Origin of the sequence: Halodesulfurarchaeum sp. HSR-GB (assembly GCF_031432215.1) — an archaeon.
Classification (GTDB): Archaea; Halobacteriota; Halobacteria; order Halobacteriales; family Halobacteriaceae; genus Halodesulfurarchaeum.
In genome coordinates, this window is sequence record NZ_JAVKGN010000001.1 from 1,427,155 (window position 1) to 1,449,658 (window position 22,504).

At 62.6% G+C, this 22,504-nt stretch carries 25 protein-coding genes, 2 tRNA genes and 1 other RNA gene; 13 read left to right on the forward strand and 15 right to left on the reverse strand.

The annotated features are described in order from the left end of the window. Nucleotides 1-448: 448 nt before the first annotated feature. The 3 genes from RH831_RS07495 to RH831_RS07505 form a co-directional block, all read right to left on the reverse strand. Nucleotides 449-522: transfer RNA gene (locus tag RH831_RS07495), tRNA-Thr, on the reverse strand. Nucleotides 523-573: 51 nt separating this feature from the next. Continuing rightward, nucleotides 574-2,250, reverse strand: a complete 1,677-nt coding sequence (locus tag RH831_RS07500) for a histidine kinase N-terminal 7TM domain-containing protein (protein ID WP_310553595.1) — start codon at nt 2,248-2,250, stop codon at nt 574-576. A 104-nt stretch (nt 2,251-2,354) separates the two neighbouring features. Continuing rightward, nucleotides 2,355-3,197 carry a UbiA family prenyltransferase gene (locus tag RH831_RS07505; RefSeq protein WP_310553596.1) on the reverse strand — a complete coding sequence of 281 codons (843 nt, stop codon included), beginning with the start codon at nt 3,195-3,197 and terminating at the stop codon, nt 2,355-2,357. A gap of 333 nt (nt 3,198-3,530) precedes the next feature. On the opposite strand from RH831_RS07505, the gene RH831_RS07510 reads away from it, so the two are divergent. Together RH831_RS07510 and RH831_RS07515 are read left to right on the forward strand one after the other, a co-directional pair. After that, nucleotides 3,531-3,701: a hypothetical protein gene (locus tag RH831_RS07510; RefSeq protein ID WP_310553597.1), complete on the forward strand. Its 171-nt coding sequence runs from the start codon at nt 3,531-3,533 to the stop codon at nt 3,699-3,701. A gap of 58 nt (nt 3,702-3,759) precedes the next feature. After that, nucleotides 3,760-4,050, forward strand: coding sequence for a GIY-YIG nuclease family protein (locus RH831_RS07515; RefSeq protein ID WP_310553598.1), 291 nt, complete (start codon nt 3,760-3,762; stop codon nt 4,048-4,050). On the opposite strand, the gene RH831_RS07520 is transcribed toward RH831_RS07515, so the two are convergent. Continuing rightward, nucleotides 4,044-4,619, reverse strand: a complete 576-nt coding sequence (locus RH831_RS07520; protein ID WP_070365075.1) for a metal-dependent hydrolase — start codon at nt 4,617-4,619, stop codon at nt 4,044-4,046. The two genes, RH831_RS07515 and RH831_RS07520, sit on opposite strands and share 7 nt — an antisense overlap. 140 nt (nt 4,620-4,759) lie before the next feature. On the opposite strand from RH831_RS07520, the gene RH831_RS07525 reads away from it, so the two are divergent. Next, nucleotides 4,760-5,524 carry an SDR family oxidoreductase gene (locus RH831_RS07525; RefSeq protein ID WP_310553599.1) on the forward strand — a complete coding sequence of 255 codons (765 nt, stop codon included), beginning with the start codon at nt 4,760-4,762 and terminating at the stop codon, nt 5,522-5,524. 136 nt (nt 5,525-5,660) lie between these two features. Here RH831_RS07525 and RH831_RS07530 read toward each other — a convergent pair. After that, nucleotides 5,661-5,735: transfer RNA gene (locus RH831_RS07530), tRNA-Arg, on the reverse strand. A gap of 197 nt (nt 5,736-5,932) precedes the next feature. On the opposite strand from RH831_RS07530, the gene RH831_RS07535 reads away from it, so the two are divergent. Both RH831_RS07535 and RH831_RS07540 read left to right on the forward strand, forming a co-directional pair. Further along, nucleotides 5,933-6,679 (forward strand): hypothetical protein, encoded by a 747-nt coding sequence (locus tag RH831_RS07535; protein ID WP_157754380.1) that lies wholly within the window; start codon nt 5,933-5,935, stop codon nt 6,677-6,679. A gap of 52 nt (nt 6,680-6,731) precedes the next feature. Beyond that, nucleotides 6,732-7,571, forward strand: a complete 840-nt coding sequence (locus RH831_RS07540) for a geranylgeranylglycerol-phosphate geranylgeranyltransferase (protein WP_310553600.1) — start codon at nt 6,732-6,734, stop codon at nt 7,569-7,571. A gap of 15 nt (nt 7,572-7,586) precedes the next feature. Here the strand turns inward: RH831_RS07540 and RH831_RS07545 are convergent, their stop codons facing one another. Continuing rightward, nucleotides 7,587-7,880 carry a DUF5798 family protein gene (locus tag RH831_RS07545; protein ID WP_310553601.1) on the reverse strand — a complete coding sequence of 98 codons (294 nt, stop codon included), beginning with the start codon at nt 7,878-7,880 and terminating at the stop codon, nt 7,587-7,589. Between the two features lie 90 nt (nt 7,881-7,970). Here RH831_RS07545 and ffs point away from each other — a divergent pair. Continuing rightward, an RNA gene (gene ffs / locus RH831_RS07550) (signal recognition particle sRNA) lies at nt 7,971-8,284 on the forward strand. 18 nt (nt 8,285-8,302) lie between these two features. Here ffs and RH831_RS07555 read toward each other — a convergent pair. From RH831_RS07555 to RH831_RS07565, 3 genes are read right to left on the reverse strand one after another with little or no spacing between them, the layout of a single operon-like run. Beyond that, nucleotides 8,303-9,181 (reverse strand): mechanosensitive ion channel family protein, encoded by an 879-nt coding sequence (locus tag RH831_RS07555; RefSeq protein WP_310553602.1) that lies wholly within the window; start codon nt 9,179-9,181, stop codon nt 8,303-8,305. After that, nucleotides 9,178-9,423, reverse strand: a complete 246-nt coding sequence (locus RH831_RS07560; protein ID WP_310553603.1) for a YhbY family RNA-binding protein — start codon at nt 9,421-9,423, stop codon at nt 9,178-9,180. The genes RH831_RS07555 and RH831_RS07560 overlap by 4 nt, the downstream gene beginning before the upstream one ends. 49 nt (nt 9,424-9,472) lie before the next feature. Then, complete coding sequence (locus RH831_RS07565; protein ID WP_310553604.1) at nt 9,473-9,745, reverse strand: ribonuclease P protein component 4; 273 nt, start codon at nt 9,743-9,745, stop codon at nt 9,473-9,475. Nucleotides 9,746-9,848: 103 nt separating this feature from the next. Between RH831_RS07565 and RH831_RS07570 the strand changes: the two genes are divergently transcribed. The 3 genes from RH831_RS07570 to RH831_RS07580 are packed head-to-tail and all read left to right on the forward strand — an operon-like array spanning nt 9,849 to nt 12,601. Continuing rightward, nucleotides 9,849-10,847 (forward strand): glycosyltransferase family 4 protein, encoded by a 999-nt coding sequence (locus RH831_RS07570; protein WP_310553605.1) that lies wholly within the window; start codon nt 9,849-9,851, stop codon nt 10,845-10,847. A gap of 36 nt (nt 10,848-10,883) precedes the next feature. Continuing rightward, nucleotides 10,884-11,981 carry a glycosyltransferase gene (locus RH831_RS07575; protein ID WP_310553606.1) on the forward strand — a complete coding sequence of 366 codons (1,098 nt, stop codon included), beginning with the start codon at nt 10,884-10,886 and terminating at the stop codon, nt 11,979-11,981. Between the two features lie 53 nt (nt 11,982-12,034). After that, the gene (locus RH831_RS07580) at nt 12,035-12,601 is read left to right on the forward strand and encodes a pyruvate kinase alpha/beta domain-containing protein (protein ID WP_310553607.1); all 567 of its coding nucleotides are present in this window, start codon (nt 12,035-12,037) and stop codon (nt 12,599-12,601) included. Here RH831_RS07580 and RH831_RS07585 read toward each other — a convergent pair whose 3' ends face one another. Together RH831_RS07585 and RH831_RS07590 are read right to left on the reverse strand one after the other, a co-directional pair. After that, nucleotides 12,602-12,931 (reverse strand): hypothetical protein, encoded by a 330-nt coding sequence (locus RH831_RS07585; protein ID WP_310553608.1) that lies wholly within the window; start codon nt 12,929-12,931, stop codon nt 12,602-12,604. A gap of 44 nt (nt 12,932-12,975) precedes the next feature. Beyond that, complete coding sequence (locus tag RH831_RS07590) at nt 12,976-13,740, reverse strand: DUF2797 domain-containing protein (RefSeq protein ID WP_310553609.1); 765 nt, start codon at nt 13,738-13,740, stop codon at nt 12,976-12,978. A 90-nt stretch (nt 13,741-13,830) separates the two neighbouring features. Between RH831_RS07590 and RH831_RS07595 the strand changes: the two genes are divergently transcribed. Further along, nucleotides 13,831-15,081 (forward strand): Glu/Leu/Phe/Val dehydrogenase, encoded by a 1,251-nt coding sequence (locus RH831_RS07595; protein ID WP_310553610.1) that lies wholly within the window; start codon nt 13,831-13,833, stop codon nt 15,079-15,081. Here RH831_RS07595 and RH831_RS07600 read toward each other — a convergent pair. Genes RH831_RS07600 through RH831_RS07610 form a run of 3 tightly spaced genes read right to left on the reverse strand, consistent with a single transcriptional unit; the run spans nt 15,078 to nt 16,829 of the window. Beyond that, the gene (locus tag RH831_RS07600) at nt 15,078-16,226 is read right to left on the reverse strand and encodes a pyridoxal phosphate-dependent aminotransferase (RefSeq protein WP_310553611.1); all 1,149 of its coding nucleotides are present in this window, start codon (nt 16,224-16,226) and stop codon (nt 15,078-15,080) included. The two genes, RH831_RS07595 and RH831_RS07600, sit on opposite strands and share 4 nt — an antisense overlap. Next, nucleotides 16,223-16,624 (reverse strand): 6,7-dimethyl-8-ribityllumazine synthase, encoded by a 402-nt coding sequence (gene ribH, locus RH831_RS07605; RefSeq protein WP_310553612.1) that lies wholly within the window; start codon nt 16,622-16,624, stop codon nt 16,223-16,225. The genes RH831_RS07600 and ribH overlap by 4 nt, the downstream gene beginning before the upstream one ends. A 55-nt stretch (nt 16,625-16,679) precedes the next feature. Beyond that, nucleotides 16,680-16,829: a hypothetical protein gene (locus tag RH831_RS07610; RefSeq protein ID WP_310553613.1), complete on the reverse strand. Its 150-nt coding sequence runs from the start codon at nt 16,827-16,829 to the stop codon at nt 16,680-16,682. A gap of 91 nt (nt 16,830-16,920) precedes the next feature. On the opposite strand from RH831_RS07610, the gene RH831_RS07615 reads away from it, so the two are divergent. The 3 genes from RH831_RS07615 to purE are packed head-to-tail and all read left to right on the forward strand — an operon-like array spanning nt 16,921 to nt 20,404. Next, nucleotides 16,921-18,576 (forward strand): flippase activity-associated protein Agl23, encoded by a 1,656-nt coding sequence (locus RH831_RS07615; RefSeq protein ID WP_310553614.1) that lies wholly within the window; start codon nt 16,921-16,923, stop codon nt 18,574-18,576. Nucleotides 18,577-18,634: 58 nt separating this feature from the next. Then, a complete protein-coding gene (locus RH831_RS07620) occupies nt 18,635-19,789 on the forward strand; it encodes a 5-(carboxyamino)imidazole ribonucleotide synthase (RefSeq protein WP_310553615.1) in 1,155 nt (384 codons plus the stop codon). Between the two features lie 3 nt (nt 19,790-19,792). Beyond that, a complete protein-coding gene (gene purE / locus RH831_RS07625; RefSeq protein WP_310553616.1) occupies nt 19,793-20,404 on the forward strand; it encodes a 5-(carboxyamino)imidazole ribonucleotide mutase in 612 nt (203 codons plus the stop codon). Here the strand turns inward: purE and RH831_RS07630 are convergent, their stop codons facing one another. Further along, on the reverse strand, nt 20,405-22,216 hold the full coding sequence (locus RH831_RS07630; RefSeq protein WP_310553617.1) for a TIGR04190 family B12-binding domain/radical SAM domain protein: 1,812 nt from the start codon (nt 22,214-22,216) through the stop codon (nt 20,405-20,407). Between the last annotated feature and the right edge of the window lie 288 nt (nt 22,217-22,504).

The following is a 22,504-nucleotide window of genomic DNA, read 5'->3' on the forward strand; positions in this document are numbered from 1 at the left end:
CATAGTGTAACATCCCCCAAGAGAGTCGCGGGGGTACGCTGGTCGCCACGTTCCGGATCGAAACGCGAAACGGAACGCGGTAGGGGCCACAACCAAAGCGTCCGTCACAGGGCGGCAAGGTCACAGGTCCCGAAGGAGAACCACACCGACCCAGCTTCGACCGCCATGGCGGTCGAATGAGAAGGCCGAGTACCGGAGTACGCGAAAGCGGACTTCGGGAATCGATGACGGCCGGTGAAAATCCGGTTCGTTAGCTCGGGACCGAATCGAATCGAGCCGACCCCGTTCCTTTGAACGGGACCGGCGAGGTTCGAGCGCCCGAGTTGGCAAGACCGGATCGACTCCGGGTTTCCGTCGTCGTGCGCCGTACGGGTCGGGGACAACGTCTCCCGTCCAGGCCCAAGCCGTGACTTTCTGGGGTTTTCGACCCGTTAGTTATGTAGCGGAGAGCCGCGGGAGGGATTCGAACCCTCGACCAGTTGATTACAAATCAACTGCTCTACCAGGCTGAGCTACCGCGGCGCAGCCGATCATTGGCAAGGGGGGGCCAAGTGCGTGACGATTCGCCGGCAGTCAGTCCATCCCGTTTGACCTGGTCGTTGCGGGCACGTCGAGAGTCACGACCGACCCCCTGGGGTCCCGTTCACTGAACGAGACTGTTCCGCCCGCGATCTCTGTTCCCCACTTGATCAACCAGAGCCCGAGCCCGCTCGTGTGTTTCAGCTGTGATTCCGAGCCCTCTTCGAGGGTCTCGATCTCGTACTCGCCGAGGCCCGGTCCGTCGTCGGCCACCGAGATCTTCACCCGCCCGTTCGCGCGTTCCACGGTCACCCAGACCTGTGGGTCCGGGGCAGGATTGTGTTCCACCGCGTTCTCGATCACGTTAGTCAGCACCGTTTCGATCAGCGAGGAGACCTCAATTTGCTCCTCGGGAGGGCGATCGTGAATCGTCGCGTTCGGATACTGGGATGCCAGGGTCCCAACACTTCGTTCGATGGCCCCCTGAAGATCGACCTGGCGATCGGTGTTCGCGTCCCGCTCGAACATTGCTGTGAGGTCTCGAGCCTTGTCGCCGATCTTCTCGATAGCCCTCGCACGGGCTTTGATCGATTCGACCGGGTCTGATTCCTTGGGCAGTCGCTCGGCCTGGCCCAGGATCAACTGTGATTCGGTCCGAAGGTTGTGTCTGAACACCCGGTTTAGAACCTGGTACCGCTGCTCGCGCCGGACGTAGTCCGTCACGTCGTGGAACGTGAGCACGTGGCCGATCTTTCGGTCGTGCAAATTGGTGATCGAAGTGACTCCAACCTGGTAGGTTCGCTCGGATCCATCCAGACACTTTTTCATTTCCATCGACTCCCCCTGCATTTCGAGCAAATTTGAATAATCGGAGAGGACGTCTGGCACCGGTGTTCCCAGCAACTCACCTCGCTGTTGTTCGAAGAGGGACTCGGCACTCCGATTCAAATCGACGATGTGGTCATCGTTGTCGACGACGATGGCCATCTCCTCCATCCCTTCGAAGACCAATCGCTTGCCACGTTTGTTCGGGGCCGGATTCGCACTGAGTAGTTCGTATCTTCTGATGGCAAACAGGTATGCGACCCCGGAGAAGGAGAACGCAATCGGCGTCGGATCGATTCCGATATCGACGACTCCCGTGATGTGTGACAGGTTTGTTGCCCAGGGTACCACCAGGCCCACGAACAGCGCGAGCCCCTGTTTTCGAAAGGTGAACGCCTGACTCACGATCAGTTCGAGGAGCAATGCGATGCCGATCGCTCCAAGCGCGTAGGTGTACGCCGCCACCACCCAGTACCAGTTGCCGGTGTATTCGGCTCGAAGCACCCCGTTCGGGGTGTAACCCACATGAACGACGTTTAACAGGTCGTGGAAGGATCCTGTGGCGACGAGTAGAATCGTGAGCAACGGAATCGGGGTGATCAGAGCCAGATACTTGGTTTTCAAGAACCGGTCTCGACCCGAGTATTCGAGCGCGAACAGCAACCAGGCCAGTGGGATGATGACGACACCGACCCACAAAACCATCAGCCAGAACAACTTCGACTCCACGGTCGCAGCCCGCAAACGGAAAAAACTCGAGATGGACCACCAGACCTGCCCCACGAGCAAGAACGCGAGGGGCCTGGCACCGGGTTCTGGCCCCTCCCGCCAGGCCAGAATCGCCGCTGCAGACCCCAGAACAATCGAAAGCGAGAGTGCAGCGAGAAGGATAAGCGGAGTTGTCACGTGTCTGCTGACAACTACCTCCACCCTTAAGAATTGTTGTGGCCACTTTTCGGATTGAAAATCCTGCGACGACCGACCTGTCTTGGAAAGGAAGAACCGCTTTCTCAGCTCAGAACGACCACGAGCAAGAGCAGACCGACGATGACATGTTTCATCTCACCGAGCAGTTCGAGTTGGCGGTAATTCTCGACCCGTCCAAGGAACCCGTTCAATATGATTCCGTAGAGGCGACCGACAATGATCGCTCCAACGACGACCAGCGGAAGCCACTCGTGGACGTAGGCGATGCTGATGATGGCGACGAGGAAGATGTTGATCGAGTAGAGAATGTGGCGAGTCCGGCGCGTCCCGAAGACGATCGGGAGCGTCGAGACGCCGTTTGCTGCATCGTCCTCGATGTCGCGGAAGTTGGGGACTTCGGCATTGATGTAAATGTCAAAGAAGAAGTACGCGAAGAGCACGATGACAGTCGGCGTGATCGAGGCGTTGGCAAAGGAAACTGGGAGGAACACGACGGCTGTAGCCCAGGCGAAGGCCACGACCGAGGAATTGACGAAGAGGATGTTCTTCAGCCGTTTGACCGACGTACCGACCGAATCGAGCCAGTCGGAGGCGTATAAAATCCAGAATATGCCGGGAACGAGGGTTATGGCGAGTGCCAGGGGGCCACCAAACACCGAAATCGCAATCGCTAGGCCGTAGGCAAGCGCCGAACTGACCGACAACACGCTCTTGTGTCGACGCATGAACGCGGAGCGGTCGGAGGTCGCATTCGGTTCACGTTTGATGTCACTGATTCTGTCACCGACGTACACGCCGAAGGTGACGAGTCCGATGACGAGGGGGGCCGGCGAGAGCGGCAGTGACATGACGAACATCACCGTCAGCACCCCAGCGACTCCCATCCCCACGATGTCGAGTTGGGTGTACACGAAGAGATCTTTCACTCGCTCACCGAATTTGAGCAATGATGCGAGGAACTGCCAGTACAATTTCGGGGTAGCCCCCGTTTGTTCGGGTGTGGTTATTGTTTCACTTGACATAGGTTTTACGAGCAACCGATCGGATGGCACCGATCATCTGGTCGCTCTATTTTTGTTAGAAGTTCTCACATTATCAAACCTGGGTGCCGTTTTCACACCGTTTTCCCGTCGAAATCGCAAAATCCGGGCTCCGCCGGCGAATAAGCGTGTTAGAATTGCGAAACAGGGTCGTGATAGATCCATGATACTACTGTGTGGGAAACGACTTATATTTGGTAACTGATAAATAACGTTCGTATGTTGCCGCTCGAACAGAACCGCCGTATGGCGACAACGGCACTGCAACACGTCAGGCTGATCGAGATACCTGATTCGAGCCGTCCGGTCTCGAATGTGAGCATCCTAGTCACCGAGCAAGAAGCTAACGAGGAGTTCAGCGATGACCGTGAGTTGAGGGAAGACGAGTAATAGGTTTTCGCTAACCGACAGCGGTTTTTGTCCGCTCGGGTTGGATTCGCTGTAGGAGATGCATTATGTCTACCTTTTGCACTGCGGTGACGGATCTCTCTACACAGGGTACACCACCGACGTTCGTCGCCGGGTAGCCGAACATCGAGCGGGCGAGGGTGCGAAGTACACCCGCGGTCGGGGCCCGTTGACCCTTCGCCGAGTGGAGGCATACCGCTCCCGTTCCGCCGCCCAATCTCGGGAGTACGAGATCAAACAGCTCTCGCGGTCGGCGAAAACGCGACTCGTCCCCGATCAGACCGATCGAATCGCACTCGGTGGGCTGTTCGTCGGCGACGCGGTTCAGTGACGGTGACGACCGAGTTCGAGGCATGGACAACCGGGGGCACCGTCAACAAGCCAGAGTAGACCGACCAACAGGACAAAGATCAATTCGATCCCGACCCATCCGAGGGCGGAAAATTCGCCGGCCACGAGCAGTCGGAGTTGACCGCCGAGTTCGGAGAGTTGGCCCACGAAGGAGTAGTCATTCGAGAGGGTCGGGTGCGGAGCAAAGGGCCAGTTCCAGAAGAAGAGCGCTTCGGGATCACCAGCCACCAGGTCGGGGACGGCATCGGCGAGAATGTGGCCGACGTATCCAAAGAGGAACACGCCGGCTTGGCGCCGCCGGCCCGGATTTCTGATCAGCAGAACACTGCCGGCCCCGAGAACCCCGGCCGTGAGAAGCGAGTGAGCCAGCGAGCGCCCGCTCGGGAGGATTGAGAGGGTCCAGGCCAGTGGTTTATCGACGAGATCGGGGGCCAGAGCACCGAGTATTAGGATCCCCAGTGTTCCGCCGGCAATCGCGGCCCGACCCCGCAAACGTGTCCACCCTCGATAGGTCACGTAGGCGAACGCGAGGTGTCCCCAGGGCCACATTGGCCGTTGATACGGGAGCGTAACCGTTTGTCAGCTTCGATTGACCCGGTCACGCAGCCCACGGTTGGGCGATTGGCAGAACCGGTTCGGAATACGCCGCTGCCCGAAAGGTAATACGTATTGAAATGCTTACTATTGGTATGGTAGAACTCAGCAATGGTGTTGCGGTCGTAACCGGCGCGGGATCGGGAATCGGACGGCAGACCGCCGAAGAGTTCGGGGAGCGAGGGGCGGCCGTCGTCGTCGCAGATGTGGACGTCGAAGGCGGCGAAGAGACCGTCTCGCGGATCGAATCGGCTGGCGGCGAGGCCCGGTTCGTCGAGGCAGACGTCACGGATCCCGAACAGACCGAAGCGATGGTAGCAGTCGCTCTCGAGGAGTTCGGTCGACTCGACTTTGCGTTCAACAACGCCGGGATCGGCGGGCCACAGACCCCAATCCAGGAGACCGACCCCGAGGACTGGCAGACGGTCGTCGATATCAACCTGGTGGGCGTGTTCAACTCGATGCACGCCGAGCTCGATGCGATGCAGGACCAGGAGGAGGGCGGCGTGATCGTCAACAACTCCTCCGTGCTGGGGCAGGTCGGATTCGAGGGTGCTTCCGGATACGTCGCGGCAAAACACGGCGTCCTCGGGTTGACGAAAACGGCGGCGCTGGAGAACGGGGAGACTGGTGTGCGGATCAACGCGATCAGCCCCGGATTCATCGATACGCCGCTACTGGAGGAAGGGGGCATCACGAGCGATCCCGCAGTCCGGGACGCAATCGAGGGTCGCCACGCGATGAACCGTCTCGGGGACCCTGCGGAGATCTCGTCGGCAGTCGTCTGGCTCTGTAGTGACGAGGCGTCGTTTGTAACCGGCGAGACGCTCGCGGTGGATGGTGGCTACCTGAGCCAGTGACTTCGGGGTGGTACCGTTCGTCGGAAAATGGGCGTTGCAGGATTTGAACCGGAGGAAGGATCGCTCCCGCTGGTCGCTCTGCTTCCAGGGTTCAAATCCAGCCAATTTCCACGACTCGCTGACGCTCGTCGGAAAATGGGCGTTGCAGGATTTGAACCCGCGACCCCTTGGTCCGAAGCCAAGTGCTCTGTCCAAGCTGAGCTAAACGCCCGCAAATCCTGGTATGCCGAGGGGCCTGTTAAACTTCCCGATGCGACGGCGCGCACACGACTGTAAGAACCCCGCGGGCCCGTCGATACCAATTTGTGAAAACACGAAAACATCTCTATGGATGTACCGAACTATCCCCGCGCGTCCGCTCTTAGACCCGCACGGTTGTGAAACCGCGAGGCGGAGGTGGAATTCGGGATGACCCGCTTCGAGACTGGTCGGGAGTGGCTCGACGCCCCGTTGCAGGATGGCATTTCGACACCGTCTGCGACAGTCATCTCGGGCCCAGGTGGCGCCGGCAAGCCCCTCATCGCGCTCGGTGTCGTGACCTCGTGGCTCCAGGCCGGCGGGAGCGTCATCGGAGCCCCGCTGCAGTTCCCCGATCCGGATTTCCTGGCCCATGCAGCGGCTGATCTCTACGATTACGATCTTCGTGAATCCGGTGAGTACGTCCACGTCAGGTTCGACCCGGACATCGACGGGGTGCAGCACACCGGTGAGAAAGCCCTGCGTGCGAACCTGGTCGATCCCGAGAACTGGGAGCAAACTCTCGACACCGCGATCGAGTCGGTGGGTGGCGGGGGTCCCGGCATCCTCTTTTTCGCCACCGCGTTGAACCTGCCCCTGCTCTCCCCGACCCATGCCGACCCCCTGATCGAGACGGTGGGTGACGTGTTCGATCGTGAGGTAACCTCACTGGTCTGTGTGTCGACCTCGATGCTCGCGAATCGAGCCCGGGCGGTCGGTGACCTCGCCGACACGCTGGTAACCGCTTCGGTTCTCGAAGCGCCCAAACGCCTGCAGTTCACGGTCGAACGACAGGACGGGGAGCCAGTCGAGTCGAATTCGGTCGAGGCGCCATTCGACCCGACGCTCTTGGAGTCGATCCAGCAGCGGGCCGAGCGCGCGAAAGTCGTCCCGACCGAGACGATCCGGAACATCTGACCCGCCGACTGGAGTCGTCTCACTTATCCCCCCGGCGACAGTGAGCGCCTGTATGAGCGGGGCCCCGTGGAGCTATCTGGAACTCACACGGCCGGTGAACAGCGTTGCAGCCGGCGTTCTCACGCTGATTGGTGGATTCGTCGCTGCCGGGTTGGCCGCCGATAGCTGGCCGCTCGGCGCAGCCGTGCTTGCGACTGTCCTCGCGACCGGTGCGGGCAATGCCATCAACGATTACTTCGACCGGGAGATCGACCGGATCAACAACCCCGAGCGCCCGATTCCACGTGGCGACGTGCCCCCAATGGGGGCGCTTCTGTGGAGTGTGGGCCTGTTCGCTGTCGCGATCGCGCTCGCGGTGACGCTGCCACCGGTGGCAATTCTGATCGCGATCCTCAATTTCCTCGGCCTGGTGGCCTATACGACGCTGTTCAAGGGTCGCCCGGGAGCGGGGAACGCACTGGTGGCGTACCTGGGCGGAAGTACGTTCCTCTTCGGTGCTGCTGCTGTGGGCCGGGCCCGTGACGGGGTCGTCCTGTTCGCGCTCGCGGCGCTCTCGACGTTCGCCCGCGAGGTGATCAAAGATATCGAGGACATCGCGGGCGATCGGGCCGAGGGCCTCAATACGCTCCCGATCGCGCTGGGGGCGGATCGCGCCCTCGGGATCGCGGCAATCGCACTCGTGGTTGCCGTCCTCGCGAGTCCGGTCCCGTATCTCACCGGCCTGTTCGGATTGTCCTATCTCCTCGTGGTAGTTCCAGCCGACCTCCTCATGGTCGCGGCCCTGCTGCGAAGTCGGGCGCACCCCGACACCGGTCAGCAGTGGCTGAAGTACGGAATGTTTCTCGCGGCGGCGGCGTTTATCGTCGGCAGAGTCAGTGTCGTTTTTGGCTAGTTCCGGGGCCTGTACCTACTGAGCGTTGTCGGCCGGATCGGAGTCTGTCCCTTCGGAGTTTGGTAGTTGGGAGTCTGTTTGTTCAGTGTCTACCTGTTCGACCTCGATCCCTTCGGCGACTGCGATTTCTTTCAGAAGTTCGCGTTGGTCGGCTAGCTCCTCTTCGACGGATTTGACACGGCTGTTCGTCTCTTCGATCGTGTCACGCATCGCCGCGAGATCCGATTTGAGGTCGTTGATCTTGGCGTAGAGGTCGTCGGCCACGTCGACGACCTGCTGTAGTTTCTTCGCCGTGCTTCCCAGTCCCATACCCGATTATGGGAGAGTGGCCCTTTGGCCGTTTCGGCGTGTGGACGGTCGCCGACCCGAAAGGCCCTTAATGGCGAGTCGTGTATCGCCAGGTGGACTAGGCCGGGCGGTTTGGCCCCGCCCTTCGCCCGCACCATGGTCATTAGCGGGGGCCGAACGCCGAGGGCGTCCGGACAGACCGGTCCGGACCCCGGAAGCCGACAGCGAAGCCTCGTCCTTCGGGGACACCGGCTTGCGGGTCACCCCTGCAGGGGGGTCGATACCGCGACTTGTCGGTGGCAACCCGTCAGGCACGGAAGTGAGCAGCGGACCACCGAACGGGCGTCGCTCGAAGGGTCACGGGGTGGAGGAGGCGACCGGGACTATCCGGGTCGGAACGCCGGGCCACCTCGGCCCGTCCACCTATTCATCTCGCTATTCGATCAGTCAGCGAGTGCCGACTCCTCGACCGAGAGGTCCCCGTGCAGGACCCGCTGGGGATACGGAATGTCGATCCCTGCATCCTCGAGGGCCTCCTTTGTCGATTTGACGAACTCGGATTGGACCTTGACGAAATCGGACCGACTCGGATCTTCGATCCAGACTCGGGCCTGTAGCCCCACCGATGAGTCATCGAGTGAGACGACACGCACGGAGGGACCGGGCTCGTTCATGATGCCCTCGTGGGCGGTCGCCTCGTCGATGATGATCTCGGTGGCTTCCTCGATGTCGTCCTCGTACCCGATCCCGAAGACGAAGGTTCGCCGGAGCTTATCGCCATCGACGGGATTCTTGATGACGCCGTCGGTCAACTGGGAGTTTGGAACTGTCAGCAACTCGTTGTCGAAAGTACGGATACGGGAGACCCGCAGCGAGATGTCTTCGACGACCCCAGAATAATTGTCCCACTCGATCCAGTCGCCGATCCGGAAGGGCCGGTCGGTGTAGATGAACACCCCCGCGACGAAGTTCTTGATGACGTCCTGGAGGGCAAAGCCGATGGCTAACGTTCCGGCGGCAGCGATCGTCGCGAGTGACTGCAGAAAGCCGGTGAAGCCAGCCGCACCGAATGCCACGGCGATCGCCACGAAGACGATCAGTCCGTTCATGAGCCGACGGATCGGTGTTCGGGCGTGGGCGTCGAGCTTTCGACGGTCCATCCCTCGATTGATAAGCGGCTGAACGAGGCCTTTCCCCAGGGTGTAAATGATCAGGAACACGACGACAAAGGTAATCGCCGAGCCGAGCGGGGCGGCAAAGGGAATCCCCATCCCGTCGAGAGCGGACCCGACGGGGCCCACCGCGAGTGGGGCCCCTATCATCGATGGTATACCCCCGTGTTGCCTCGTGTCTCGATCAGTTCAGCGTCGACCATCTCAGCGAGGTCGGCCGCGAGTTCGTCAGTCGAGGTTCCGCCTCGGGCAGACCGAAGGAACTTCACCTTCACCAGTTCCCGATCGGTCAGTTGGTCGTCCAGTTCGTCCCGGACAGCTTCGATGCCGGACTTGCCGACCCAGACCGTGACGTCGAGGTCCTGGGCCTGCGCGCGGTACTTTTCGCTCATCGATTCGAACAAACCGGGGTAGCCACGTCAAAGTTTGTTCTCCGGGCCGCTAGTAGGGATAGCGCTTCTGGGCCCCACACGAGCAGGTCAGGACCACGTGTCCCGACTGCGTGCGGACTCTGGCGTTCCGGCCAGGGATGAGATAGGCATCACAGCCATTACAGGTGAAGCGATCGAGTCGGGTCGGGAGGGATAGCCGATTTCGCTCGGCGATCCGGCGGGCCAGTCGCACGTACCGGCGGGCCCGGTCCATCCGGTCGGCCTTCGCGGCGGCGTGAGCGAGATCCGTCAACCGCTCGATGCGTTCTGCCGGGATGGACATGGGAGTGGAATCGGTACGGGCGGAAAAGAACGTGTCGCGTCACGCCCGGAGTGGTGGATATTTATTGCCGCCTCGCCTGGCCTCACACGACACCGGGGCGAAAATGAGGGTAAGTCACTACTTCGAATGGGAGCAGCACATTACGGGCGGGCACGCACAGTCCGTCAAAAATCAGCGGACGATGCTGGACCGGGCCGGCATCGAGTACACCACCCGCCCCTCGCTGGACGTGGACCTCCTGCATCTCAACAACATGGGGCCCCGCTCATTGCTCGCGGCCAAGCGTGCCCAGGCCGCCTCCGTTCCCGTTCTCATCCACACCCACCAGACTGCGGAGGACTTCGAGGGGAGTTTTGCCCTCTCCGATTTCCTCGCGAAACCGCTGCGCCCCTACCTGGAGTACGCCTACGACCAGGGCGATCACTTGATCTGCCCCTCCGAGTACAACCAGCGAACGATCCGCACCTACACCGACACGCCCTCCACGGTCATCTCGAACGGCTACGATCCCGAGAAGATCGCCGGGTTCGAGTCGTTGCGTGAGACGTATCTGGATCGGTATGACCTCTCGCCGCCAGTCGTGTTCAACGTCGGGCACGTCATTCCCCGGAAGGGCCTGGAGACGTTCGTCGAGACGGCCAGGCGGCTCCCCGACCTCGATTTCGCCTGGTTTGGCTTCCTGAACCCGACCGGGGGCCACTTCGATCGGATCCTCCGGAGTCGTGAGACCGAACGGCTCGTCGAATCCGCCCCCGAGAACGTCACGTTCACGGGATACATCGAAGATATCCGGGGGGCCTACGCGGCCGGTGACATCTTCTTCTTCCCGACGCACAACGAGAACGAAGGGATGGCGCTGCTCGAAGCGATGGCCGCCGGGGCCCCGCCGGTCGTGCGGGACATCCCGACCTTCGAGTGGCTGGATGAGGGCCGGGACTGTCTCAAAGCCGAGACCGATTTCGTCCCGGCGATCGAATCCCTGCTGTCCGAAAAGCGGCGTGCGGAGATCGGGGCCCAGGCCAAGGCCCGAAGCGAGGCGTTCACCCTGGATGCGGTACAGGCCGATCTCGTCTCGCTTTATCGGGCGATCGTGGGCGAGTGAGTAGGCTCTTAACGACCGACCACAAACCCGGGACTAATGCCACCTGCGGTCGCCGCCTTCACGGACACGTATCTGCCGACCGTGAACGGCGTGACCTACACGATCTCCGCCTGGCGGGACCGCTACATCGAACGGGACGGCCGCATGGACGTGGTCTATCCCAGCAGTTCCTATGATCCGGCTCCGGGCGAACATCCCGTCCGGAGTTTCCCGTTTCCCTTCTACGAGGGCTACCGGCTGGGCGTCCCCAGCGTGCCCGAGTCGGTGGCCGACGTGGATCTCGTCCACGCACACTCACCCTTTGCCGTCGGCGTGGCTGGATACCGACTTGCCCGTCGCGAATCGCTTCCGTTCGTCGTGAGCTATCACACCCCCACGGCCGAGTACGCCTCCTACGTCGCACCAGGGCCCCTCGCGGGCCCCGTGGCGGCCGTGAGCAGTCGGTGGGAACAGTGGTTTCTCGAGCGTGCTGACCTGGTTCTCGCTCCGAGCGACCGGACCGCCCGCTCGCTCCGAAAACGGCTCCACGGGGTGGTCGTGGAGGACCTTCCAAACGGCGTGGACACCACTCGGTTCGAGCCCCAGGACCCGACGACGTTCAAGGAAACATACGGGCTCCCCATGGATCGACCGCTCGTGGGATACACGGGCCGACATGGTCACGAGAAGAATTTGGGAGCGATCATCGACGCGGTCGAACCGCTTGACGTCACGGTCGTCTTCGGCGGCGAAGGTCCGGCGACACAGTCCCTTCGGGAAGCAGCCGCGGCCCAGGACGTGGACGCCCGCTTCCTTGGCTTTCTCGACCGCGAGGAGTTACCGGCCTTCTACAGCGCTCTCGACGTTTTCGCGTTCCCGAGCCCCGTCGAGACCCAGGGGATCGTCGCCTTGGAGGCTACGGCCTGTGGGACGCCGGTCGTGGGAGTGAACGCAGGAGCGCTCAGAGAGACGATCGTGGCGGGTGAAACTGGCTATCACTACGAGCGAGGGGATATCGCTGACTTCCGGGATGGAATTCAGCGTGCACTGGCCGCCCAGGAACAACTCGCCGAAACCTGTCTGGCCCACCGATCCGAGATCAGTCTCTCGAACGCCATCACCCAGATCGAAACCGCGTACGATCGGGTGCGTTGATCCCGGTCGAGTTTGATACCAAACGTTACGGCCACGTCGGGCGAACCGCGGGTATGATCGAGACTGACGATCTGGATACCGAATCGGTCCTGGAACTCGCAGCCGACTATGCGGACGAACACGACATCGAGGACGTGGTCGTCGCTTCGACGTCCGGGGCAACTGGCGAACAGGCCGCGGAGATTTTCGACCTCGCTGCGCGAAACCTGACCGTCGTGGGTCACGCCGTGGGCTACAGCGAGCCTAACGAGCAGGAGTTCGACGACGGCGCACGCGAGGCCATCGAGGCGGCCGGTGGCACGGTGTTCCTGGGACCGATGGTCTTCAGCAACGTCGGCGCGGCCATCAAAGAAAAGGACGGCTTCTCGGCCCACGAACTGGTCGCAGACGTGCTCAGGCTCTTCGGTCAGGGGACGAAAGTCACACTGGAATGTGTCCTGGAGGCGTGTGATGCCGGGCACGTCCCGGCCGGAAAGACTGTCCTGGCCGTGGCCGGAACCGGCGACGGGGCCGATACGGTGCTCGCGATCAAGTCCGCGAACAGTCGGGACCTCTTCGAGGCCCGAATCTTGAATGTCCTCGCGAAGCCAAGCGACCCCGAGAACCTCTTCTACTGGTAATTACTCGTCTTCCAGCGCGTCGGCGATGCGTTCGAGCTGGTCGGTCGCCGCACTGACCTCGTCACGGAGCGCTTCGATCTCTCGGGCCAGGCGAACGTTGTCGCCGCCTTCGCTTCGGCCGCCGCCCATGCCGCCGGGGCCGCCACCCATCATGCCGCCCATCATCTGTGCGAAGGGGTTACCGCCCATGCCGCCGGGTTCGCCACCCATCATCTCCTCCATTCGCTCGCGGCGATCCTCTTCGCCCCCTTCTTCCTCGCGCTGCTCGCGGATCTCTTCGACGCGTTCCCGGAAGGACTTCTCCTCGTCGTCAGCGGATTCGTCTGCCATGGCCCGGCTTTTGATGGGACGACTGAAAAGCTACCCGCAATCGGTTAACGTCGGTCGAACGCGCCCAGGCTGGCCTGTCGTTCAGACTCGGCAGCGTCGTCCTGCAGTTCGAACCCGACAAGATCGCGCAAATCGATGGCATAGGTACTCTCACCGCGCTCCAGGACGAGCACACGGCCTCGTGTCCCACGCACCGTTCCGGCTGCCATGGTAGCCGTGATCGGGCGCGTCGAGAGGTCCAGGCCCCAGTCGAACTCGACCGCTTCTTCGATGGTGTGGGATTCGATCACCGATTCCCAGGCTGCGTGGTCCAGCGTCTGAGCGAGCCCGTCGATTTTCCACTCGACTGGGATTCTATCGGGAACCTCGGCTGCCAGGTCGGCCTCGATCTGTCTGGCGATCCGCCCGTTCTCGACCGTCTTGATCTGTACCCCACGGCGTGCGCCCTGCTCAGCGAGACGGCGCTCGAACCGCCAGGAGCGGGTCACGCCGACTTTGAACGTCGCCGGCTCGAACGCGGCCAGGTAGACCACGTGTTCCTCGTGACACGTCTCCAGGGGCATCCCACAGTTTCCACGGCAGGTCGCACAGGCCCAGGTCGTCGAGTGGATGTCACAGTAGGGAGCCGTCGGACGAGCGCAAGCATGGTGGTCCGTTCCGTCCGTCGCACCTGCACAGTGACGCTCACCGAGGCCGTAATCAAGGGTTTTCCCCCGAGTGAGTTCCAAGGTACTGACGGTGCCGTCGGTGGCGAGTTCGAGGGCCGCCGGTGCCGTCGGCGTCCCGGGTTCGTAGCCCACTACTTGCACGTTCGCAGTTCGGGCAGGGGGCGGTAAATCGGTACCGTTCCGTTTGACGGGGGCGACATGCTTTTCGGCGTTCACCCGGAGTGTTTGCGCATGGATAGCACGAACCCGCTCGCGAGCCTCCGGGCACAGGTAGCCCGGGCCGCCGAGCCCCTGGATCTCGATCCGGGGATTCTTGACGGCCTCAAAGCCCCCGATCGGCTCCTCGAAACGACACTCGAAGTGCGGATGGACGATGGCCGGATCGAGACCTTCACGGCCTATCGCTCGCAGTTCGATGGGGCTCGCGGTCCATACAAGGGTGGGATCAGGTACCACCCCCAAGTGACTCGCGAGGAGGTAATCGCACTCTCGGGGTGGATGACGTTCAAGACCGCTGTCGTGGGACTGCCCTTCGGCGGGGGCAAGGGCGGCATTGCCTTCGACCCTCGCTCGTACTCGGCGGCCGAAATCGAGCGGATCACGCGCTCGTACGCGACCGAACTTCGACCCATCATCGGAGTCGACACAGACATTCCAGCCCCCGACGTAAACACCGGGCAGCGCGAGATGAACTGGCTGAAAGACACCTACGAGACCCTCGAAGGGACCACCGAACCGGGGGTCGTGACCGGGAAGGCGATCGAGAGCGGTGGGAGTGCCGGCCGCGTCGAGGCGACCGGGCGCTCTGTCTTTCTCGCCGCCCGGGAGGTCTTTTCCTATCTGGACCGGGGCCTGCGTGGAGCCACGGTGGCCGTCCAGGGCTTCGGGAACGTCGGGGCGACGGCCGCCCGATTCCTCCACGAGGCCGGGGCCAACGTGGTCGCAGTGAGTGATTCCTCGGGTGGGGTCTATCTGGAGTCGGGCCTGGATCCTGAGGCTGTGCTGGGGACAAAGCGCGAGGAGCGTTCGGTGGTCGATCACGAACCCGGGGAACAAATCACGAACGAGGAGATCCTGACTCGAGACGTGGACCTGCTGATTCCGGCCGCGCTCGAAGGCGCGATCGACGCCGACCTCGCGCCGGCCGTCCAGGCCGACGTGATCGTCGAGGGGGCAAACGGCCCGCTCACGGACGACGCCGACCGACAGCTCCAATCTCGGGGTGTCACGATCGTGCCTGACATCCTCGCGAATGCGGGAGGCGTGATCGTGTCCTACCTCGAGTGGGTGCAAAACCGACAGCGTCACTACTGGGAGGAATCGCGGGTCAACGCGGAACTGGAGGATCGAATCGTCTCGGCCTTCGATGAGATAACCGAGTCCGTCGAGGAGCGAGGCGTTTCGGACCTCCGGACGGCGGCCTATACCGTTGCAATCGACCGCATCCGGCAGGCGGCAGCGGAACGTGGCGTCTGGCCCTAATTACCGAGGAAACCGGCCTCGGCGAGACGGTCGACGCCTTCTCGGAGGCGCGTTTCGTCGGCCGCGTAGGAGAGGCGGGCGTAGCCCGGCGCGCCAAACGCGCTGCCCGGAACCGTCGCGACGTGGGCCTCTTCTAAGGCTGCTTTACACCAGGCTTCGTCGTCATCATCGACGGGAAGCATCATGTAGAAGGCCCCCTCCGGGGTCGGCACGTCGATGCCGTGTTCGGCAAACGCCTCGATAAGCATGTCCCGCCGGTCCTCGAAGGCCTCGACCATCTCGGCGGTCGGCTCCGAGGGCCCTTCCAGCGCTTCGAGGCCCGCATGCTGGACGAAGGTTGCCGCGGAGGAGACCGAATGGGACTGGATCTTGCCGGCCTGCTCGATCAGGCCTTCGGGCGCGGCGAAGTAGCCCAGTCGCCAGCCGGTCATGGCATACGCTTTCGAGAAGCCGTTGACCGTGACGGTGCGCTCGCCCATCCCGTCGAGGGTCGCCAGGCTCACGTGCTCGCCCGCGTACCGGATCTGTTCGTAGATCTCGTCCGCGATGACCGTAATGTCATACTCCACCGCGAGGTCACGAACGCCTTCCATGGCCGCCCGTGAGTAAACCGCGCCGCTGGGATTGTTCGGCGAGTTGACGATCAGGAGCTCGGTGTCCGAGGAGACGGCCGCTTCGAGGGCGTCGAGTGCCGGTTCGAGCTGGAAGTCGGTCTCCCGCAGATCGACCCGGGTCAGGTCCGCACCGGCGATCTCGGCCATCGCCGCATACGAGACCCAGGCGGGGTCGAGAAGGACGACCTCGTCGCCGTCCTCGACGACCGTGTGGACGACCTCGAAGAGCGCCTGTTTCGCACCGGGCGTGACCATCACGTTCTCCGGACCGTAGGGCATTCCCTGGGCGGCAAGGTCCTCCGCGATGGCCTCGCGGAGTTCGGGGATCCCCTTCGATGGCGAGTAGTGGGTCTCGCCACGGGTGATCGCGTCCCGGCCGGCAACTTTGATGTGCTCGGGGGTCTCGAAGTCCGGTTCACCGACCGAGAGGTCGACCACGTCAACACCGTCCGCGGTCAGTTCGGCGGCGAGCGAACTCACGGCGAGGGTCGCACTCGGCTCGACCCGCGTAACACGAGTAGTGTAGTTCATCGGTCCTCCGCGAGTGCGATTGCACTCTCCACGGTTTCGGCTCCTTTGTCGATCCGGTCGCGGGCTTCCTCGGCAGTCATGCCCGGGCCCGTGACTCCGAACGCGACCGGAGTGTCCCGATCGAGGCTCACGTCGGTGAGCCCCTGCGCGCAGGCGTTCGCGATGACCTGGTCGTGGTCCGTGTCGCCCGTGATGATCGTCCCGAGGACGGCGACCGCGTCGATGTCCGCCCGGCGGGCGAGTCGGTCGGCGGCGAGTGGCGTGTCGTACGCACCGGGAACCTGAATCGTCTCGCGTATCTCGACGCCCGCCTCGGCGGCGGCCTCGTTGGCGGCGGCCTCCATCTGTTCGGTTATGTGTCGGTTGAATTCGGCGACGACTAACCCAAGAACCACCATGGCCGACCGGTCGGTCGCCGCGCTCAAAACGCTACCGTTCCCCCGCCCGTTCGGGTTACTCGGAGTAGCCCTCCTGCATGAACGCCCCGTCGGTCTCGTACATCGTGACGAGCTCTAAGATGAACTCCTCGACTGATTCCCCCTCTTCACAGTGGCCCTGGAGCCGTTCGTAGAGGTCAGCGTCGATTTCGATTGTGGTCCCCATCACGCTAGTCTTTGACGGGCACCCCTGTAGGTTCTTCGGCGGTTCGACCCGGACCCGCTCACTTTTTGTTTCGGGGCCTGAAATCCCGGCCATGAATCTCCGCCGGGTCGATCGCCGCCACGTCCTCGCGGCGCTCGCCGTTCTCACTGCGTTCGGGCTGCTCGCCCGTTTTGCGGTCCTCGGCGGGCGGGTCTTTCACTGGGACGAAGCCCGGGTGGGTTACTGGACGCTTCGCTACCTCGAAACCGGTGTCTGGGAGTACCGGCCGATCGTCCACGGCCCGGTGCTCTTTCACGTCAACGCGTTTCTCTTCGAGACCGTGGGAACGAGCGACGCGGTCGCCCGTTCGGTCGTCGCGCTGGTGGGTGGGTTGCTCCCGCTCGCGGCGTACCTGTTCCGTTCGCGACTCTCGAATTACGAGGTGATCTTCTTCGGCCTGATCCTCGCCGTGGAGCCGGTCTTGCTCTACTACGGGCGATTCATGCGAAACGACGTGCTGGCCGCCGGGTTCGCGCTGGTCGCGCTTGGGTTCGTCCTCCGGTTCATCGACACCCGTCGCGAGTGGAACCTGTACGCGGCCGTCCCGGGGCTGGTGCTTGCCCTTGGGACGAAGGAGATCGCACTGGTTTACGTGGGGGTGTGGCTCGGGGCACTCCTTCTCCTGCTCGATCATCGCCTCTTCGTCGCTCGCGAGGAAGGACGGACCTGGCTGGCGGTCACTGAGCCCCTGGTGAAGCGACTCGTTCGCGGTCTCAAACGGTACCGATGGCCGATCGGCCTCGCTCTCGGGGAATTTCTCTTCCTCGTCGTGTTGCTGTTCGCGCCGCGCCCGGACCTGTACCAGGCCCTGGCCGCTCCGAGTAAACTTCCCGGGGTCGTCCACGCGGCCACGGTGGAGAGCGCCCGGGCCCTGTTCGGCCAGTGGATCGCGGGTGGCCACGAGCACAGCTACGTTGCATTCCTCGGCGAGGCACTGTTGACGACCGCCACAGTGAGTCTCCCGCTCGTTTCCTTTGCCGTCTTCGGGTTCCTCGCGGATCGGTACACTGGCGACCGCCCGCGGGATCTCGTCTCGTTTGCGTTCTATACGGGAATCACGATTTACCTGCTCTATCCCGCGATCACGGACATCTCGGCCCCGTGGAGTCTCGTTCACGCGTTCGTTCCGCTCGCGATTCCGGCTGCGGTGGGGCTCAGAGTTCTCTTGGACTGGGGCCTGGATGCCTGGGACACCGAGGATTGGATCGGAATCGCGCTCGTGGCGATCGTTCTCCTGTCCGTGGTCGGACAGGTCGGATTCACCGCTTACGACACGTCCTATCGGGCCCCGCAGGACGACGACAACCCGCTCGTACAATACGGCCAGCCGGCGGGAGATCTCCGACCCACGCTCACGGACATCGACGCGGTAGTGCAGGCGAACACTGGGACTGACGTGGTCTTCTATGGTGATCACTTCGGCGTGGCCGACGAGTCGGTGGCCGATCAGTATCCCGCGAACTCGAACTGGCTGAATCGGCTCCCGCTCGCGTGGTATCTGGAGCGGTCCGGAGCGACGACGGCCAGCGCGACCAGTCCGAACGAACTGCCGGAGGACCCGCCGGTCGTCATCGCCCGGGTCGAACACTACGGTGAACTCGCGGACCACCTCGAAGGCTACGAGTCCCGGACCTATGAGTTGACCTCCCACGGAACCGAAACGGTCGTCTTTCTGGACCCCGCGGCCCTGGATAATCCACGAACGTGAGTATTTCGCTCCTCACTCGGCAACGTTTATCCACTTCCGTCCACAACCGTTCCACCGAATGACGGATTCGCTTCCCGAGACGACCCTCGGAATCGTGGGTGGCGGTCAACTCGGCCGGATGCTGGGTGAGGCGGCCAGTCCACTGGGGGTCGAGACTGTCGTGCTCGATCCGACACCGGACTGTCCGGCCTTTCCGCCGGCCGCTGACCAGATCGAAGCGGCGTTCGACGACCAGTCTGCCGTGCAAGCGCTTGCCGAACGCGTAGATACCCTCACCCTGGAGATCGAACTCGCTGATCCGGAGAGTCTGGAAGCGGTCGCCGAATCGACGGGGACACCAGTCCATCCGGCGCCGCAGGACCTCCGGGTGACCCGGGACAAACTGACCGAGAAGGAGACACTCGATGCGGCTGGCATTCCGGTCGCTCCCTATCGGGGGGTGGATTCAGCGGCCGAACTCGAGTCTGCTCTCGCGGAACTCGGCTCGCCGCTGATGCTCAAAGCCCGGACTGGCGGGTACGACGGGCGTGGCAACGCGATCGTCGACAGCGTCGATGCGGCCACCGCCGCGTTCGGCTCGCTTTCGGGACTCGTGGCTGAGTCCCTCGTGGATTTCGAACGGGAGCTCAGCGTCATCGGGGTTCGGGGAGACGGGGAGACGGCGACCTACCCCGTCGGAGAGAACGTCCACGAGGAAGAGATCCTTCGTGAGACACTCGTGCCGGCTCGGACGACCGAATCGCGTCGCGAGCGAGCGAGTGAGGTCGCCCGTTCGGTCCTCTCGGTTTTCGAGGGACGTGGTGTCTTCGGGATCGAACTCTTCGAAACGAGCGATGGCGAAATTCTGGTCAACGAGATCGCCCCGCGACCGCACAATTCCGGACACTACACCATCGAGGGAGCCGTGACCTCCCAGTTCGAACAGCACGTTCGAGCGGTTCTGGGCCTCCCGCTTGGATCGACCACCCTCCGGGAGCCGACCGCCATGGCGAACCTGCTCGGCGACGGCGGTGACTCGCGACCGGTCTCGCTTCTCGGAGTTGATGCCCTGCTCGGAATGGATGGCGTTCACCTCCACTGGTACGGCAAACGGGAGGTGCGGCCCCTGCGAAAGCTGGGCCACGTGACGACAACCGGGTCGGACCTGGCTGCGAACCACGAGCGAGTCAAAGCGGCGAGGGAAACACTCAGGTTCGGGCCGGCGGATACCTGAGCCATGACCGACGTTGCTGCTCTTCGAAAGTTGTTCGAGGCCGAAGCCGAGCGGGACCGTCCGGAGAGCGACCGGCCGGACGTGGGTATTATCATGGGAAGTGATTCCGATCTGGATGTGATGGCTGGGGCTGGGGAGGCCCTAGATGAACTGGGATTTGTCGAACTCACTGATTACGATGACCCCCCAGCGGCCGAGTACACCTACGAGTCATGGGTCGTCTCGGCTCATCGGACTCCCGATCTGCTCTATGCGTACGCCGAAACTGCCCCGGATCGGGGGCTGGACGTCATCCTCGCCGGTGCGGGCGGCAAATCCGCCGACCTGCCGAACATGACGGCGTCGATCGCGTATCCGATCCCGGTGATCGGGATTCCAGTTCAGGAGAAGTCCGTCGACTCCGTGCTTGGCATGCCGAAAGGCGCACCGATTACCGCCGTCGACGCTGGGAAATCATTCAACGCGGCGCTCTCGGCGGTTCAGATCCTCGCCCGGACCGACGAAACACTGCGGGAGCGGCTGGTGGAGCGCCAGGAAACACAGGCCGCCGACGTGGCGACGGTTTCGGAGTCGCTGCACCGTCAGGGGACGACGGCGTTCCGCGAATCGCGGTAACTACTTCCGGGTCGTTCGGCCGTTGCCGACTCGCTGTTTGAGGTCCTGCACGAGTAGCTTCGCACCGAGGCCAGCCAGCGCGAGACCGTTCCTGAATCCGTTGCTCGGCCACCAGAGCTCGTCCGCGCCGGCGATGCTGTTCTCGCCGAAGTCGTCGAAGGCCGAGTACTCGTCGAAGAGTGCCTTGAGCTTCTCGTCCCGTTCGGCCTCGGGGGTGTTCTCGTACACCTCGTCGACCCGATTGACGAGTTCCTCTGAAGTCTCCAGGCGCTCCATCATCGTTTCGTAGGTATCTTGCTCCAGCAGCCCGTGTTCGTACTTCAGCCTGTTCATCTTCCGGGCGGCCTCGTAGGTCGCATCCGCGATGTCGTCCCGGCTGAGGTGCTCGGTCTCGTAGCTCAACATCCGCTTCCAGCTGGGTTCGAGCAGGAGTTGGCGATAATCCTCCAGGGAGTCGGCATGAACCTCGAAGCCGTACTCCCCGCGCTGCTCGAAGGCCGGGCTCCCCGGGTCGAGGAACGGGGCGTAGGGTGCGACGAACGGGATGATTCGCTCGTCGTCGATGTCCTCCAGAATGTGTTCGGCGTACTCCACGCACCCGACCGCGTCCTCGTAGGTCTGGTCCGGGAGGCCGATCATGTAGAAGAGGTCGATGTTCTGACAGCCGTTGTCCAGGGCCGCCTGCATCGTGTTCTCGATGGCTTCGTTCGAGACGGCGAACTTCCCCATCTCCTTGCGAACCTCGGGGACGTGGGATTCGGGGCTCAACTCCAGGCTGTAGCTCTCGACGGCCTCGTCGATCATCTGGAAGTACTCCTCGTCGGCCGGGCCGAAAAGTTCGAAGATGAACTCGTTCGGGATGTCCTCGCTCGCGAGTCTGTCGAAGAACTCCTGGGCGTAATCCCAGCCGCCCATCCGCAGGTCGTGGACGACGAATATCGGCCCCTCCGAGAACGAGCGGATCGTCCTGATGTCCTCGATCAGTTTCTCGGGCGACCGGAATGCCGGCTCTTGCCGGCCGTGGACGTCGCCATACGAGTTTGCGCCGCCACAGAACGAGCAGGCGTGCCGACAGCCCCGCGATGTGAGCAACATCGTGATAGGCTTGTCGAGCCACCCCCGGTGCGGAATCACCTTGCGGACACTCCCGTACTTGAACACGGACTTGACCGCGTAGGTGTAGGAGGGAATCGAGGAGTCGTCGAGGGCCTCCGGCATGTAGGTCAGTTCGTTGACGACCGTTTCGCCCTCTGCCTGGTAGGTCAGGTTTGGAACCTCGGAGAGGTCACCGCCCGTTTTGATCGTTTCGACGAGCTTTGCGACCGGCTCCTCGGTCGAATCCCCTCGAACCACGTAGTCAACGGAGGGATACTCGATGAGGTCTTCGTGGAAGTACGTCGAACTGAGCCCCCCGAAGACGACCGGGGCCTCCGGGTGGTGTTTCTTGATGAGTCGCGCGATCTCGATCGCCCCGTGGGCGTGTGGGAGCCAGTGGAGGTCCACGCCGAACATCCAGGCGTCGGATTCGGCGATCTCTCGTTCGACATCGAACTCGGAGTCGACGAGCATCTCGTGGGCCAGATTGACGATCTGGGCGTTGTACCCGTTCCGTTCCAGGGTGTCCGCGATACTCGTCAGCCCGATCGGATACATCTCGAAGACCGGCGATGACGGGATGACGTCGCTGATCGGTCCGATGACTTCCGGACGCTCCCGGAAGTCGTAGATACTGGGTGGGTGAAAGAAGGTCACGTCCGGTTCGGAGACGAACATGTCCGTCACCCCATCGAGACCGAGCGTCTTCAGGCCCATACCTTTCCTATCGGCTCAAGTAACAAGGCCCTGGTGGTTTCACTCAAGAATCACTGGTTTCGCGAGACGCCCAATACTGCCCGAAAACCCGGGCTAAATCGTGCTACCAATTCTCTAGCTGTTCCGACCTCTCCGATTCATATCACAGATTCGGGATGTCATCCCAACGGGGAGACACCGGTCAGGCCCGGGCCCCGTTCGTCTGGTGTCTCTATCCCTTCGGCTGTCCGAGGGTGGAAAATTAGTCCCACGCCCGGTGCTCGCCTGTATCGATCTCTCTCAGAAATC

What these genes read in the sequence shown, in the direction of transcription:
- RH831_RS07595 (WP_310553610.1), top strand. Translation starts at nt 13,831, where the DNA reads ATGGATAGCACGAACCCGCTCGCGAGCCTCCGGGCACAGGTAGCCCGG.
- RH831_RS07525 (WP_310553599.1), top strand. Translation starts at nt 4,760, where the DNA reads ATGGTAGAACTCAGCAATGGTGTTGCGGTCGTAACCGGCGCGGGATCG.
- RH831_RS07520 (WP_070365075.1), bottom strand. Translation starts at nt 4,619, where the DNA reads ATGTGGCCCTGGGGACACCTCGCGTTCGCCTACGTGACCTATCGAGGG.
- RH831_RS07535 (WP_157754380.1), top strand. Translation starts at nt 5,933, where the DNA reads ATGACCCGCTTCGAGACTGGTCGGGAGTGGCTCGACGCCCCGTTGCAG.
- RH831_RS07510 (WP_310553597.1), top strand. Translation starts at nt 3,531, where the DNA reads ATGTTGCCGCTCGAACAGAACCGCCGTATGGCGACAACGGCACTGCAA.
- RH831_RS07600 (WP_310553611.1), bottom strand. Translation starts at nt 16,226, where the DNA reads ATGAACTACACTACTCGTGTTACGCGGGTCGAGCCGAGTGCGACCCTC.
- ribH (WP_310553612.1), bottom strand. Translation starts at nt 16,624, where the DNA reads ATGGTGGTTCTTGGGTTAGTCGTCGCCGAATTCAACCGACACATAACC.
- RH831_RS07555 (WP_310553602.1), bottom strand. Translation starts at nt 9,181, where the DNA reads ATGATAGGGGCCCCACTCGCGGTGGGCCCCGTCGGGTCCGCTCTCGAC.
- RH831_RS07565 (WP_310553604.1), bottom strand. Translation starts at nt 9,745, where the DNA reads ATGTCCATCCCGGCAGAACGCATCGAGCGGTTGACGGATCTCGCTCAC.
- RH831_RS07620 (WP_310553615.1), top strand. Translation starts at nt 18,635, where the DNA reads ATGACGGATTCGCTTCCCGAGACGACCCTCGGAATCGTGGGTGGCGGT.
- purE (WP_310553616.1), top strand. Translation starts at nt 19,793, where the DNA reads ATGACCGACGTTGCTGCTCTTCGAAAGTTGTTCGAGGCCGAAGCCGAG.
- RH831_RS07570 (WP_310553605.1), top strand. Translation starts at nt 9,849, where the DNA reads ATGAGGGTAAGTCACTACTTCGAATGGGAGCAGCACATTACGGGCGGG.
- RH831_RS07585 (WP_310553608.1), bottom strand. Translation starts at nt 12,931, where the DNA reads ATGGCAGACGAATCCGCTGACGACGAGGAGAAGTCCTTCCGGGAACGC.
- RH831_RS07610 (WP_310553613.1), bottom strand. Translation starts at nt 16,829, where the DNA reads ATGGGGACCACAATCGAAATCGACGCTGACCTCTACGAACGGCTCCAG.
- RH831_RS07630 (WP_310553617.1), bottom strand. Translation starts at nt 22,216, where the DNA reads ATGGGCCTGAAGACGCTCGGTCTCGATGGGGTGACGGACATGTTCGTC.
- RH831_RS07580 (WP_310553607.1), top strand. Translation starts at nt 12,035, where the DNA reads ATGATCGAGACTGACGATCTGGATACCGAATCGGTCCTGGAACTCGCA.
- RH831_RS07560 (WP_310553603.1), bottom strand. Translation starts at nt 9,423, where the DNA reads ATGAGCGAAAAGTACCGCGCGCAGGCCCAGGACCTCGACGTCACGGTC.
- RH831_RS07575 (WP_310553606.1), top strand. Translation starts at nt 10,884, where the DNA reads ATGCCACCTGCGGTCGCCGCCTTCACGGACACGTATCTGCCGACCGTG.
- RH831_RS07545 (WP_310553601.1), bottom strand. Translation starts at nt 7,880, where the DNA reads ATGGGACTGGGAAGCACGGCGAAGAAACTACAGCAGGTCGTCGACGTG.
- RH831_RS07615 (WP_310553614.1), top strand. Translation starts at nt 16,921, where the DNA reads ATGAATCTCCGCCGGGTCGATCGCCGCCACGTCCTCGCGGCGCTCGCC.
- RH831_RS07540 (WP_310553600.1), top strand. Translation starts at nt 6,732, where the DNA reads ATGAGCGGGGCCCCGTGGAGCTATCTGGAACTCACACGGCCGGTGAAC.
- RH831_RS07515 (WP_310553598.1), top strand. Translation starts at nt 3,760, where the DNA reads ATGCATTATGTCTACCTTTTGCACTGCGGTGACGGATCTCTCTACACA.